Genomic DNA, 12,400 nt, shown 5'->3' with positions numbered 1-12,400 from the left:
CTGCTCAAGCCTTGATCGAACCGAGCAGGCCGAGGCGGTCGAGCTCGCGCCGCAGGTCGATGGCGTCGGCTTCGGGCAGCGGCAGGCGCGGCGCGCGCGGCTGGCCGACCGGCAGGCCCATCATTCCGAGTCCGTGCTTGGAGGCCGCGACATAGCGGTGGCCGCCGACCCAGCGCACGATCGGCAGCATTTCCTTGTAGAGGGCGAGGGCCGCGGGCATGTCCTGCTCGTCGGCGACCAGCTCGAACAGCCGCGCCGACATCTTCGGGATCAGGTTCGAGCAGACTGCGACCCAGCCCTGCGCGCCCAGCCAGAACGACTCGTAGCCCAGGATGCCTGCGAACACCGTCATGCGGTCGCCGCAGAGTTCGATGATGTCGCGCACTCGCGTCACCTCGAGCGTCGACTCCTTGATGTACTTGCAGTTGTCGATGCGCGAAAGCCGCGCCACCAGTTCCGGCTTGAGATCGACGTTCGCCGTGGCTGGGTTGTTGTAGACCATGATCGGCACGCCGATCGCCTCGCCCACCTTGCGGTAGTGCGCGAACAGTTCGTCGTCGGTGGGCGTGCTGTAGAACGGCGGAATGATCATGACGCCGTCGGCGCCCATGCTCTCCGCCTCGCGGCTCAGCCGCACGCACTCGTCGGTCCACTCGGCGCCGGTGCCGATCAGCACGGGCACGCGTTTTGCTGCCGTCTGCACACAGGTTTCGATCACCAGCTGCCGCTCCTCGGCCGTCAACGACAGGAATTCGCCGGTGCTGCCCAGGGGAATCAGCCCGTGGATGCCCTCTTCGATCTGCCAGTCGACGAGCCTCTTCAGGGCCGGCACGTCCACCTGCTTTCCGTCGGCGGTCATGGGGGTGATGAGCACCGTATAGGTGCCTCGGAACGCTGTCATTCCAGTCCTTGTTGAAAAAATTGGGGCGGCGAAGTATTTGTATACGTTCAGTATACGTATACATTAGACCATGTCCAAGTGGTTTTTTGCTTCGCACCTGTTTCAATGAGCGCCAGACTGACCCATCCCTCCATCGCTGCCGGCGGACGCCCGATCCGCTTCTGGTACGACGGCCAGCCCGTGGACGGTCTCGAGGGCGAAACCGTGGCCGCCGCGCTCGCGGCGAGCCATCTCCGGCAGATGCGGCACACGCGGGGCGGCGGACGTCGCGGCCTGTATTGCGGCATGGGCGCCTGCTTCGACTGCCTCGTCACGATCGACGGCCGGGCCAGCCAGCGCGCCTGCCTGACGAAGGCCGCGGACGGCCAGCAGATCCGCTCGGCCATGCCGGCCGGGACGCCTGCCGATCCATTGCAGCCGCTGGCACCCGACGCGGCAGCCCGGCCGCTCGAGCGCGAGGTCGACGTGCTGGTGGTCGGCGCCGGCCCGGCCGGCCTCTCGGCGGCGCTCGCGGCCCGGCGCGCGGGCGCCGGCGTGCTGGTGCTCGACGAGCGGCTGCAGTCCGGCGGCCAGTTCTTCAAGCCGCTGGCACCGTCGCACCACGCCGCGACACCGCCGGACCGGCAGTTTGCGGACGGCCTCGCGCTGGAGCGCGAAGTGCTCGCCGCCGGCGTCACGATCCGGCAGGACGCGCAGGTCTGGGCCGCGTTTTCGCCGCACGACGTCAGCGCGCTGATCGACGGGCAGGCCACCCATATCCGATGCCGGCAGCTGGTGATCGCGCCGGGTGCCTACGAGCGGCCGGTGCCCTTCCCGGGCTGGACGCTGCCGGGCGTGATGACCACCGGCGCCGCACAGACGCTGGCGCGGGCTTACCGCGTCGCGCCGGGGCAGCGCGTGGTGATCGCCGGCAACGGGCCGCTCAACCTGCAGCTGGCCGCGGAACTGCTCGCCGGCGGCGCCCGAGTCGTCGCGGTGCTCGAATCGGCGGCCCGCCCGTCCGCGCGCGACTGGCGCCAGCTGCTCGCCGCCGCCCGCACCGCGCCCGATCTGCTGCGCCAGGGCTGGGGCTACCTGCGGCAGCTGCGCGACCACAAGGTCCCGCTGCTGTGGGGCCATGCAGTGGTCGCCGCCGAAGGCGCGGCCGAGCTGCAGGCGGTGCAGGCCGCACGGCTCGATGCCCAGGGCCGTGCCACGCCTTCGCCGGCGCTGCGCTTCGAGGCCGACACGCTGTGCCTGGGCTACGGCTTCATCCCTTCTACCGAGCTGGCGCGCATGCTCGGCTGCGAGCACCGCCTGGCCGAGCGGCACCTGGGCTACCTCGCGACCGTGACGGGCACCGACGGCGCCACCAGCCTGCCCGGGGTGTTCGTGGTCGGCGACGGTGCCGACATGGGCGGCTCGCGCGTCGCACTGGCGCGCGGCACGCTGGCGGGCGCGGCGGCAGCGCGCAACATCGGCCTGATCGCTCCCGTACCGTCCGGGGTCGGGGACCGGTTGCGCCGGGCCGAGTGCTTCCAGCAGGCGCTGTGGTCGCTCTACCAGGCGCCGCCCGTGGTGCTGGCCACGGTCAGCGACGACACGCTGCTGTGCCGCTGCGAAGAAATCAGCTTCGGTTCGGTGCGCGAGCAGATCCGGGCCGGCCGCGACACGCTGGCCGCGCTGAAGCGCAACACGCGGCTCGGCATGGGCCGCTGCCAGGGCCGCTATTGCGCGGCCGCCGCGGCCCGATTGATCGGCGAGATGACCCGGCGCCCGATCGAGGTCGAGCAGTATTTCGCGCCGCGGCCGCCGGCCAGGCCGGTGCCCGCGGGCGCACTCGGCTTCGAGAAGCCCGAATGGGGCGGCCACAAGCCGGCGATCACGCCGAACCTCGCGCGCCCTGTCGAACGGGCGCCCTTTCACGCCCTGCGCACCGACGTGCTGGTGATCGGCGCCGGCGTGCTCGGTTCCTGCCTGGGCTACTACCTGGCGAAGGCCGGCCAGGAGGTGACAGTGGTCGACCGCGACGACATCAACCTGCAGGCCTCCGGCGCCAACGCGGGAAGCCTTCATGTCCAACTGCTGTCCTTCGACTTCGGCGCCAAGGCGCAGCAAGGCGGCGGCCCGGCCGCGGCCACCCTGCCCCTCGGTCCGATGTCGGTGCGGCTCTGGCAGGAGATCCAGGCCGACTGCGGCGAAGACCTCGAGATCAAGATCACGGGCGGGCTGATGGTGGCCGACAGCGAGGCCGGCATGCGTTTCCTCGAGGCCAAGGCCGCGCTCGAACGCAGCCATGGCATCGATGCACGCGTCATCGACGGCGCCGAGCTGCGCCGGCTCGCACCTGCGTTGTCCGGAAAACTGCTGGGCGCCGACCTGTGCCCGATGGAAGGCAAGATCAACCCCTTGCGCGCAACCTACGCGGTGGCGTCGCGCGCGCAGCAGGAAGGCGCGCGCTTTCTCCGCGGCTGCGACGTGAAGCGCATCGAGCGCCGGCCGGGCCACGGCGCCGGCTTCGTGGTCCACACCTCGCGCGGCACCATCCACGCAGGCCGTGTGGTGAACGCCAGCGGCGCCTGGTCGAGCACGGTCGGCGACATGCTCGGCATCAGGATCCCCGTCAAGGGCGCGCCGCTGCAGATGATCGTGACCGAACCGGCGCCGCCTCTGGTCAACCACCTGGTCGCGCATGCCGACCGCCACCTGAGCCTCAAGCAGGCGGCCACCGGCGGCCTGCTCATCGGCGGCGGCTGGACGGCCGCCTTTCACGAGGGCATGCGCCTGAACCGCGCGGAGCGCGCCAGCATCGAAGGAAGCCTTTGGGTCGCGCGCCAGGTGCTGCCGGCCGTGAGCGGGTTGCACATGGTGCGCTGCTGGGCTGGCATGAACGTCAACATCGACGGCGCGCCGATCATCGGCGGCGTTGCCGGCCTGCCCGGCTTCTACAACGCCGTGACCTCCAACGGCTACACGCTGGCACCCATCACCGCGCACCTGGTGGCCGACCTGATCGCGCGCGGCCGCACCGACATCGACATCACTCCTTTCCACATCGACCGCTTTCTTTGACGCCATGACAGACCGTTCCACCGCGCGCGACACGCTGCGCCAATTCATCGACACCCATTTCGACCAACAGGTCGAAACCCTCGCGCGGCTGGTGCAATGCCCGTCCGACAACCCGCCCGGCGACTGCGCCCCGCACGCGGAGCTCACGGCCCGGCTGCTCGAGGCCATGGACCTGAAGGTCGAACGCCATCCGGTGCCGGCCGCGTTCGCAGAGCAGCACGGCATGCGCAGCGTGACCAACCTGATCGTGCGCGAGCGCTTCGGCGACGGGCCGGTGATTGCCCTCAATGCACACGGCGACGTGGTGCCGCCCGGCTCGGGCTGGACCGGTTCGCCCTATGGCGGCGAGGTGCGCGACGGCTGGCTGTACGGCCGCGGCGCCGCGGTCTCGAAGTCGGATTTCACGACCTACGCTTTCGCGATGCGTGCGCTCAAGCAGTTGCGGTCATCGGGCGCGCCGCTGGCCGGCACCGTCGAGCTGCACTTGACCTACGACGAGGAAACCGGCGGCATGACCGGCCCGGCATGGATTCTTTCGCAGGGCCTGAGCCGGCCGGACTACGTGATATCGGCCGCCTTCTCGCATCACGTGGTGGTGGCGCACAACGGCTGCCTGCATCTGGAAGTGACGCTGCGCGGCAAGTCCGCCCATGCGGCGAGACCCGACACCGGCGTCGACGCGATCGAGGCTTCGGCGACCTTGCTGCCGGCGCTCTACCGCTATCGCGACCAGCTGGCGCAGCGGCCCTCGCAAACGCCGGGCATCACGCATCCGACGATGGTCGTCGGCCTGATCGAAGGCGGCATCAACACCAACGTGGTGGCCGACGCGCTGAGCCTGCGGATCGACCGCCGCATCGTGCCCGAAGAAGTGCCCGAGGATGTCGAGGCCGAACTGCGCCAACTCATCGAGCAAGCCTGCAGCGGCCTGCCGGGGATTTCCGTCGAGATCCGGCAGATCCTGCTGGCCCGGCCGTTCGCGCCCGCCCCCGGCGCGCAGGCCTTCGCCGAGCTGATGTGCCGCGAAGCCAGCGCCGTGATGGGCAAGCCGGTGACGCCGATCGGCGTGCCGCTCTACACCGATGCGCGGCTCTACAGCGAAGCCGGCATTCCGACCGTGATGTACGGCGCCGGTCCCGCGTCGCTGCTCGAAGCCAACGGCCATCGCGCCGACGAGCGCGTGCCGCTCGATGAGCTTCACAAGGCGACCGTCGTCGTCGCCAACACGCTGCTGCAACTGCTGACCCGCCCGGAGCAATCACTGCTCGGGCCGGCGCCATAGCCAGATTGCGACGGCCGCCATGAAGAGCGGCGCGCCGATCTTCACCGCGACCGGTGCGCTGGTGGCGAGCAGCACGGCCGCGCTGAGGATCATCATCCCGGTCGCGGCCCACTTCGCGCGGCGTGGCACCGCGCCCCCTTCCCGCCATCGCCGGATGTACTCGCCGTAGCGGGGATGTTCGAGGAGCCAGCGCTCCAGCGCGGGCCAGCCGTGGCCCGCCGCCCAGGCGGCCGCGAGCAGAAAGGGCACCGTCGGCAGAACGGGGAGAAAGGCGCCGATCAGGCCAAGGGCGACGAACACCACCGCCAGCACGCGCCAAAGCAGCCGCGCAACGGGATCGGGGAACCGCATCAGGATGCGTGCTCGTGCAAGCGGTATGTGGGGAACTGCGAAACGGCCATTGGCGGATGGTAAGCCAACGGTCCGCCCGGACACGAGGCGCTTTTCGCTTCCAGCGAGTCCTTCAGCGCGAAGCGGCTCCGGGCCCGCCATCCTGGTTCCAGTAGCCGCCGTTCATCAGGCTTGCGCGCACCATGGCCCGGGCGCGATGCAGCCGGCTCTTCACCGCCTCCACGCTCAGGCCCAGGCTTTGCGCCACCTCGGGGGCGGTCAGTTCCTCGACGTCGCGCAGGATCAGCGCGACGCGATAGGCGTCCGGGAGCGCGGCAATCGCCTTGGCCAGGTCCAGGCGAAGGTCGACCGGAATCCGCGGTGCCGCCGGTTCCTCGGCCAGCGGCTCCGACAGCCGGCCCTTGGCCGCGCTGCGCCTGAAGATCCGGTAGCACTCGCGCTCGATGATCCGGAACAGCCAGGTCGCAAAGGCCGCCACGGTCCCGAGCGTGCCGATCTTCCGGTGCAGCTGCCACAGCGCCACCTGCACCGCGTCTTCGGCGTCCTCGCTGTTGGCGCAGGTGCGGCGCGCGAAGCGCTTGAGATCGGGCTGGCAGGCGCGCAGCAGCTGCGACAGCGCCCGTTCATCCCCCGCGCAGGCGGCCTCGATCAGCGGCGCGGACGCGCGGATCATTTCAGCGGCCCGATGGCCCTGCGGCCGAGCATCGCGCAGGCCGGGCAGAACCCGACCACGGCGGTGGCGCCGAGCATGCCCGCCGCGGCGAAGCCCAGCACTCGAATCGCTCCGGTCGGCAGAAAGTAGAACGCGCCGAGCGCGGCAATGACGCCCAGGCACAGCCGGACCATGCGTTCCCAGGCCGGAATGTTGCGTTTGAGATGAAACACGTTGCAGCTCTCCAAATGATGTTGACCCTTGCATGGAGGGCCGCGCGTGGCGCAAAGGATTCAGGGGAGGAAAAAGAAATTCAGGGAGGCGTGTCGGGGGGAGATCCGGCGCGGCTTGGCGCTGACCTGTTGCAGCCGCGCGACGGCCGGAGGCCCTCCATCTGTGTGACTTATTACCGAAGTTCACCTTTAGAAACACTACATTTGAAAATGAGAACTTAATAACTCACACAAGTGTATATTTCTCGTTACACTGCGGGCTCCCCTCCGCCTCCACCTAGCCCAAAAGCATTCATTCTCATGAAAAAACTTCTTCTGATCGCCGCAGTGGCCGCCACCCTGGCTCCCTTCGCCAGCCAGGCCGAATCCAATTTCGTGACGGCCTCCGGCTCGAGCACGCCGAGCGCCAGCGCAAAGCTCGACTTCAAGATCGTCGTTCCGAAGGTGCTCTTCCTGCAGGTCGGCACGGGCAGCAGCATGGCGGACAACGCGACGGTGGACAAGGTCACCTTCACCGTGCCCGCCAACGGTATCGGTAACGGCACCGCGGTGGCAGGCACCGGCGGCGACCTCACTGCCGGCGCCGTCACGGTTCGCGTGCTCGGCAACAGCGGCGACGTCACCCTGACCAACGCGACCACGGGCCAGCTCAGCAATGGCGTGAGCGGTAATCCGACCGTGCCGTGGACCGACATTAGCGTGACGGCCGGCGCATTGTCGACGACCACGTCCGGCTATACCAACGCGGCCATCGCCCACCCGCCGTTCAACAACGGCGCTACCGGGGGTGCGTCGGCGTCGGCGACCACGCTGACCGCTTCGGCCGGCCTCGTGCGCCGCGAGGGCAGCTGGACCTTCGCCTATGCCAACACGTCCGTGATGCCGGCCGGCACCTACGGCGACACGACGGGAAACAACGGCCGCGTGACCTACACCGCGACCGCCCCCTGAGCACCAGCACAACCTTCCGATACGCGCGGCTTTCGACACACGATGACCGAAGGCGGGCCGGTCCCGCCTTCGCGATTTGTTGATTGAGAACGAGCGGCATGAAATCTTCGTCACTCCCGCTGTCCCGCGCCCAACGTGCCCTGCTGGGGCTCGCCCTGGCGTGCGGCGCCTGGCTGCCCAGTGCGCACGGCTTCACGGTCGGCATCTCGCCCGGGCAGCGTTCGCTGTTCCTGCAGGTCGGCGTGGGCACCATGTCCGGGGGCAATTTCAACAGCGGCGGCACGCCGGGCGACAACCCGACGGTCAACAGCGCATCGGTCACGGTTCCGGCGGCCCAGCTGGGCTCGGGCGTGGCGCAGCTCATGACGACGGACAGCACCGTCACGGCCAGTCCCTGGGAGGGGGCCGCCTTCTGCACATCGCCCGCTACCACCGGGCAGGTGTACGTGGGCGGATTCTTCCGCCGGCCCGGCGTGGGGAGCGGAGGCAACGAAGCCCTGCTGACGGTCACTACACCGGCCGCCCTGACCAACAGCAACGGCGACACGATTCCGTTCAGCAGGATTGCATGGACCTCTTCGGGCATCGGTGACGCCACGGCGACCATTCCGAACGGCACCTTCGTCGGCGGCACGCAAGACCTGCTGACCGTCAGCCGCAACACCTGGTTCGAGAGCTGTCTCGCCTTTCGCTACCTCAATTCAGAGCTCGTTCCGGCCGGCACCTTCACCGGCAGGGCGACCTTCACGCTGACCGCCCCATGAAAGCCCGACGCACGCTTGCCATGCTGGCCGGCCTGCTGGCCCTGGGGACCGTGATCCCCGCGGCTGCCGCCACCTTCCGCATCGACGACACCGGCACCTATGCAAGCCAACCGGTCACGCAGATGCGCTGGCGCCGGCTGGCACCGGGCCGCGCGGGCGACCACACGGTGGAGGGCCGCGTGCCCGTGTCACTGCGGCTCAACCTGTCGCAGTGGCTCAACCGGCCCGCGCGCATCTACCTGTCGCTGGCGCCGACCGACGGCGAACAGCTGGTCGCCACGTGGCGCACGCAGGGCCGCCTGCTTCCGGGCACGGTCCGCGGCGGTGGCCGCACATTGGTGTTCGACGGCGTGGTGCGCGAGTCTTTCCTGCAGGAAAGCATCGTGCTCGATCTCACGGCCGACGGCCGCAAGGTCGAAAGCGCGCAGTCCCTGCAGTTCTTTTTCGAGATCGAGGTATCCCCGTGATGCGCCGAGTCGCAATTCTTTTCCGTGGCCGCTGCGCGGCCCTTTTTCTGCTTGCCACCGGCCTGGCGGCCCTGACGGTTGGCGCACCGGCGCAGGCGCAGTTTTCCCTCGCCGTATCGCCGCCGCGCTTCGAACTGTCCACCAAGCCCGGCGAGCGCGTGCGCGAGGTGATCGAACTCACGCACCGCGACACGCCATCCGGCGCCTACAAGCTCAAGACCGCCGACTGGACCTTCAGGCCCGACGCCTCGGTGGACTTCAGCGACGAGCTGCTGCCCGGCAGCTGCCGGCCCTGGGTGGCCATCGAGCGCCGCGAACTCAGCATCACGTCCGGACGCCCCTACCGCTTTCGCTTCGAGGTGACGCCGCCCGCCGACGCGCCGCCGACCGAATGCCGCTTTGCGGTGTTGATCGAAGGCCAGCAACCCGCGACGGCCCCGGGCGTGCCGGTGGCGCTGGGCGCGCGCATCGGCGTGATCGTCTACGTGGCCGTGGGGAACGTGGCCCCGGTGCTGGAACTGGTGGGCAGTTCGGTGCAGACGATCGACGGCCGTCCCACGCCCATGCTCAAGATCCGCAACACGGGCACGGCGCACGGCCGCCTGGCCGGCTTCCTCTCGGGCACCGATGCGGGCGGCACCGCCCTTGAACTGCAGGCCGGCACCACGCCCATCATGGCCGGCGAAACCCGCGACATCGCGCTCGTGGCCAACAAGCCCGGCGACACCGAAAACACGGTCGCGGTGCGTTTCCCGATCACCATCACCGGCAAGCTGGAGTGGGGCAGGAGCGGCTCGCTGCCAATCAATCAACGCTTCGCCCCATGAAGCGCTGGCTCCGTTATGGCGCCCTCGGGTTGTGCGGCGCGGGGCAGGTGCTGGGCGGCACATCCGCATGGGCGCAGCCCGAGGCGGCGCAATACATCGACCGCGTGCTCGACGACAGCCCGCAGGCCGCGCCGGTCGATGAGCCCCAGGTCCAGGGCAGCGGTTGGCCGCGCGGCTGGACCATCGAAGGCCAGTCCACCCAGCAAAGCGGAGCCTCGCGCTCACGCAACCATTCGCTGCTGTTCTCGGGCTACCTCGACACGCCCGACTACGGCACCCTTTCCGCCAACCTGAACCTGAACCGCGATTCCGTCCCGGTCAGCGGCATTGCGCTGTACGGCACCACCGGCACACCGGTAACGCAGGTGCCCTACACCTACCGCAGCGGCAGCACCTGGCGCATCGACCAGCGCGCCATGCCCTTCGACGGCGGCTGGTTCGGCAACAACAGCATCGGCAACATCAACATGGCGAGCACGCCGCTCGCACGCGGTGTCGGCCGGGTCTACCTGCCCAGCCTGCCGATCGAAGGCGCGTCGCTCAGCATCGAGCAGCCGGGGCGCACCACGTTGAATGCGTCGGCCGGTCGGCTGGGCTATTTCGATGGCATTTCGTCCCAGGGCTTCACGTCCGGGCGGGGCACCGCGGCGGGCGCCGGAGCCCAGACCCAGCTGAGCGGCAGCGACGGCCCCTACGCGCTGGGCCGCACCGATGCGGCGGTCCAGTTGGTGGAAACGCGCAATTTCAACGCCAACGGCGTGGCCGGCTTTGCCCAGGACACCCGCTCGGTGTGGAGCGCCGTCTCCTGGCAAGGCCAGGCACCCTGGGCCGAGTCGGTCGGCAAAGGCTATGGCGGCGTCGGCGAACGCGTGGGCGGCCTGCGCGTCCAGGCCAACCTGGCGCACAGCACCGGGCAGCCCTCCGACGCCTCGTCGCGCGCAGCGCGCGATTCGGCCACCGGCGGCTGGGTCGACGCGACCTGGCGCACGGAGCTGATGCAGCAGAGCGCGACCGTGTTCTATTTCCAGCCCTCGCTGCGCTGGGGCGGCGACTCGCTGCCGAGCGACCTGCGGGGTGCCTCGTGGCGCGGCGACATCTCCTCCCGCCAATGGCAACTGGGCGGTAACGTCGAAGTGAGCGACAGCGTGAGCGGGCTGCAGCGCCGCTCGCTGTATGGCAACCTCTTCGGCCGCTTTCGCTTCGATTCGCGCGACTCGATCTCCGGCAACGTGGCCGCCCGCACCGGCAGCTATGCCGCCCAGTCGGCGCAGCTCACCTGGGAGCACAAGTCCGACTGGGGCTACAGCCAGTGGCGCACCGACGTTGCGCGCGGCACCGACCTGCGCGTGCTGCGCACCGGCATCGACCACGCCTGGCGCGTCAGCGAGGACCAGACGCTCTCGACCTCGCTGGCCTACGAGCAATCGCGCCAGGCCGGAATCGATTCGCGCACCGTGCACTGGGGGGTGCTGGGCACAACGCCGCTCGCCGCCGGCGCCCGGCTCGACCTGAGCCTGCGCGGCAGCAACGGCATCGGCGACACCGATTCGCGCTTCTTGAGCGCCAACGCGCGCCTGAGCTGGCCGCTGGGCCTGGGCTGGTCGTTCATCGCCCAGTACGCGGCCGCACGCGGGCAGGAGTCGCTCAACCCCGCCGTGGTGTCGGCGCTGACGACAGCCATGCAGCAGGCCGTGCGCGTGCTGCCCTCCAACCGCTCGTTCATGGTGGCGCTTCGCTACGAGAGCCGCGCCGGCGTGGCCAGCGCACCGATCGGCGGCGCCCCCGGGGCCGGCGCGGGCAGGCTCGAGGGCTACGTCTTCTTCGACCAGAACAACAACGGCCTGCGCGAGGCCAGCGAAGGCGGCGTTCCCGGCGTGACGGTGGTGCTCGATCGCAACTACGTGGCCCGCACCGACGCCCAGGGCCTCTACAGCTTCCCCTCCGTGGCCGCCGGCAGCCACCAGATCGAGCTGGTCCAGGACAACCTGCCGCTGCCCTGGAGCAGTGCGGGTTCCCCATCGCGGCGCGTCAACGTCTATGTGCGAGACGCCGCCATGACCGACTTCCCGATCCAGAAAGACCGGTGAATCCGACGAAAGGCAGTTGCGCTCACACCGCCTGCCGTATTTACTTGCTCCACCGGTCTTCATTTTTGAAGCCGGCTGCCGATATACGAAGGTCGGGCATCGCACAGATGCCTCCAGCCCAGTGTTCTTCGGGGAGTAAGCCTTATGTCCGGGAGCAGGATATTTGCAGGGGTGTGCATGAAGGGCGCCCTGTCCGCATTGCTTCTTCTGCCGCCGGTCTGCACCGCGCAGACCGGGCTCGTGGCGGCGTCGAGCAGCGCCACCCGCCAGCTGAGCTTCAAGGTGGTCGTGCCCCCGGTGATGCGCGTATTGCAGGTCACGCCCCTGGAGGGCGGCTACGAATACCGCATCTGGACCAACACCCCCTCAGCCTCTTTCAACGGCCGCGAGTACCGCTTCTCCAAGGTGGGCGAGTACACGCTGAAGGTGCCTTCGTCCCCGCGGGGGGTCTACCTCATTCACGGCCTCTGAAGCCGCCGGACCGCAGCTGCAAGCGACAGCCGGCGCCGGGTTGCCGCGGCCGCGCACGGCCGGGCGCCAGCCATTTCACAGCCTGCATAGCCCTATGGTGACCTCCTCCTATTGGACCCGCATGTGCGAGAACTGCGGGCACGGCCGGCTGGTGTTGCAGCACGACATCACGAACCATCGGATCTATGCGCACTGCGAAGACTGCGGGATGGGGTGGCTGCGCGCGGCCGACCAGGCCGACGTGGGCAAGGGATTTCTGACGCTGCTCGGCGATTTTGGATCCATGGATCCGACCTTTGACGAGATCGCCCGGTCCGAATGGGCGGACCATGTCTGCGGGTCTTTCGACAAATGAGGGAGCGG

Annotated in this window: 13 protein-coding genes; 9 read left to right on the top strand and 4 right to left on the bottom strand. The window is 69.2% G+C overall.

Annotated elements, in window-relative coordinates:
• Positions 1 to 4: 4 nt before the first annotated feature.
• Positions 5 to 901: a dihydrodipicolinate synthase family protein gene (locus ACAM55_RS29150; protein WP_369656741.1), complete on the bottom strand. Its 897-nt coding sequence runs from the start codon at positions 899 to 901 to the stop codon at positions 5 to 7.
• A 105-nt stretch (positions 902 to 1,006) separates the two neighbouring features.
• Here ACAM55_RS29150 and ACAM55_RS29145 point away from each other — a divergent pair, with 105 nt between their 5' ends.
• The gene (locus ACAM55_RS29145; protein WP_369656740.1) at positions 1,007 to 3,952 is read left to right on the top strand and encodes an FAD-dependent oxidoreductase; all 2,946 of its coding nucleotides are present in this window, start codon (positions 1,007 to 1,009) and stop codon (positions 3,950 to 3,952) included.
• A 4-nt stretch (positions 3,953 to 3,956) separates the two neighbouring features.
• Complete coding sequence (locus ACAM55_RS29140; protein ID WP_369656739.1) at positions 3,957 to 5,234, top strand: M20/M25/M40 family metallo-hydrolase; 1,278 nt, start codon at positions 3,957 to 3,959, stop codon at positions 5,232 to 5,234.
• Here ACAM55_RS29140 and ACAM55_RS29135 read toward each other — a convergent pair.
• From ACAM55_RS29135 to ACAM55_RS29125, 3 genes are all read right to left on the bottom strand, one after another.
• Positions 5,211 to 5,585 (bottom strand): YbaN family protein, encoded by a 375-nt coding sequence (locus ACAM55_RS29135; protein ID WP_369656738.1) that lies wholly within the window; start codon positions 5,583 to 5,585, stop codon positions 5,211 to 5,213. The genes ACAM55_RS29140 and ACAM55_RS29135 overlap by 24 nt on opposite strands.
• A gap of 112 nt (positions 5,586 to 5,697) precedes the next feature.
• Positions 5,698 to 6,258 carry an RNA polymerase sigma factor gene (locus ACAM55_RS29130; RefSeq protein WP_369656737.1) on the bottom strand — a complete coding sequence of 187 codons (561 nt, stop codon included), beginning with the start codon at positions 6,256 to 6,258 and terminating at the stop codon, positions 5,698 to 5,700.
• Complete coding sequence (locus ACAM55_RS29125) at positions 6,255 to 6,470, bottom strand: DUF2892 domain-containing protein (protein WP_369656736.1); 216 nt, start codon at positions 6,468 to 6,470, stop codon at positions 6,255 to 6,257. The genes ACAM55_RS29130 and ACAM55_RS29125 overlap by 4 nt, the downstream gene beginning before the upstream one ends.
• Positions 6,471 to 6,770: 300 nt before the next feature.
• On the opposite strand from ACAM55_RS29125, the gene ACAM55_RS29120 reads away from it, so the two are divergent.
• The 7 genes from ACAM55_RS29120 to ACAM55_RS29090 all read left to right on the top strand — a co-directional run bounded on the left by ACAM55_RS29120 (position 6,771) and on the right by ACAM55_RS29090 (position 12,392).
• Positions 6,771 to 7,421, top strand: a complete 651-nt coding sequence (locus ACAM55_RS29120; protein ID WP_369656735.1) for a hypothetical protein — start codon at positions 6,771 to 6,773, stop codon at positions 7,419 to 7,421.
• Positions 7,422 to 7,519: 98 nt separating this feature from the next.
• Positions 7,520 to 8,185 (top strand): hypothetical protein, encoded by a 666-nt coding sequence (locus ACAM55_RS29115; protein ID WP_369656734.1) that lies wholly within the window; start codon positions 7,520 to 7,522, stop codon positions 8,183 to 8,185.
• Entirely contained in the window at positions 8,182 to 8,652 is a 471-nt protein-coding gene (locus tag ACAM55_RS29110) for a hypothetical protein (RefSeq protein WP_369656733.1), read from the top strand. The genes ACAM55_RS29115 and ACAM55_RS29110 overlap by 4 nt, the downstream gene beginning before the upstream one ends.
• The gene (locus tag ACAM55_RS29105) at positions 8,652 to 9,479 is read left to right on the top strand and encodes a hypothetical protein (protein ID WP_369656732.1); all 828 of its coding nucleotides are present in this window, start codon (positions 8,652 to 8,654) and stop codon (positions 9,477 to 9,479) included. Before ACAM55_RS29110 ends, ACAM55_RS29105 begins: the two co-directional genes overlap by 1 nt.
• Entirely contained in the window at positions 9,476 to 11,566 is a 2,091-nt protein-coding gene (locus tag ACAM55_RS29100) for an SdrD B-like domain-containing protein (RefSeq protein WP_369656731.1), read from the top strand. The genes ACAM55_RS29105 and ACAM55_RS29100 overlap by 4 nt, the downstream gene beginning before the upstream one ends.
• 177 nt (positions 11,567 to 11,743) lie before the next feature.
• Positions 11,744 to 12,037: a hypothetical protein gene (locus ACAM55_RS29095; protein ID WP_369656730.1), complete on the top strand. Its 294-nt coding sequence runs from the start codon at positions 11,744 to 11,746 to the stop codon at positions 12,035 to 12,037.
• A 94-nt stretch (positions 12,038 to 12,131) separates the two neighbouring features.
• On the top strand, positions 12,132 to 12,392 hold the full coding sequence (locus ACAM55_RS29090; RefSeq protein ID WP_369656729.1) for a hypothetical protein: 261 nt from the start codon (positions 12,132 to 12,134) through the stop codon (positions 12,390 to 12,392).
• The last annotated feature ends 8 nt before the right edge of the window (positions 12,393 to 12,400 follow it).

The organism is Variovorax sp. V213 (assembly GCF_041154455.1).
Classification (GTDB): Bacteria; Pseudomonadota; Gammaproteobacteria; order Burkholderiales; family Burkholderiaceae_C; genus Variovorax.
The sequence above is the reverse complement of the archived record's forward strand: the minus strand, read 5'-3'. Positions and strand labels throughout refer to the sequence as shown.

Excerpts from the sequence above, each read along its gene's own strand:
- ACAM55_RS29150 (WP_369656741.1), bottom strand. The coding sequence starts at position 901 with ATGACAGCGTTCCGAGGCACCTATACGGTGCTCATCACCCCCATGACC.
- ACAM55_RS29145 (WP_369656740.1), top strand. The coding sequence starts at position 1,007 with ATGAGCGCCAGACTGACCCATCCCTCCATCGCTGCCGGCGGACGCCCG.
- ACAM55_RS29140 (WP_369656739.1), top strand. The coding sequence starts at position 3,957 with ATGACAGACCGTTCCACCGCGCGCGACACGCTGCGCCAATTCATCGAC.
- ACAM55_RS29135 (WP_369656738.1), bottom strand. The coding sequence starts at position 5,585 with ATGCGGTTCCCCGATCCCGTTGCGCGGCTGCTTTGGCGCGTGCTGGCG.
- ACAM55_RS29130 (WP_369656737.1), bottom strand. The coding sequence starts at position 6,258 with ATGATCCGCGCGTCCGCGCCGCTGATCGAGGCCGCCTGCGCGGGGGAT.
- ACAM55_RS29120 (WP_369656735.1), top strand. The coding sequence starts at position 6,771 with ATGAAAAAACTTCTTCTGATCGCCGCAGTGGCCGCCACCCTGGCTCCC.
- ACAM55_RS29115 (WP_369656734.1), top strand. The coding sequence starts at position 7,520 with ATGAAATCTTCGTCACTCCCGCTGTCCCGCGCCCAACGTGCCCTGCTG.
- ACAM55_RS29110 (WP_369656733.1), top strand. The coding sequence starts at position 8,182 with ATGAAAGCCCGACGCACGCTTGCCATGCTGGCCGGCCTGCTGGCCCTG.
- ACAM55_RS29105 (WP_369656732.1), top strand. The coding sequence starts at position 8,652 with ATGCGCCGAGTCGCAATTCTTTTCCGTGGCCGCTGCGCGGCCCTTTTT.
- ACAM55_RS29100 (WP_369656731.1), top strand. The coding sequence starts at position 9,476 with ATGAAGCGCTGGCTCCGTTATGGCGCCCTCGGGTTGTGCGGCGCGGGG.
- ACAM55_RS29095 (WP_369656730.1), top strand. The coding sequence starts at position 11,744 with ATGAAGGGCGCCCTGTCCGCATTGCTTCTTCTGCCGCCGGTCTGCACC.
- ACAM55_RS29090 (WP_369656729.1), top strand. The coding sequence starts at position 12,132 with ATGGTGACCTCCTCCTATTGGACCCGCATGTGCGAGAACTGCGGGCAC.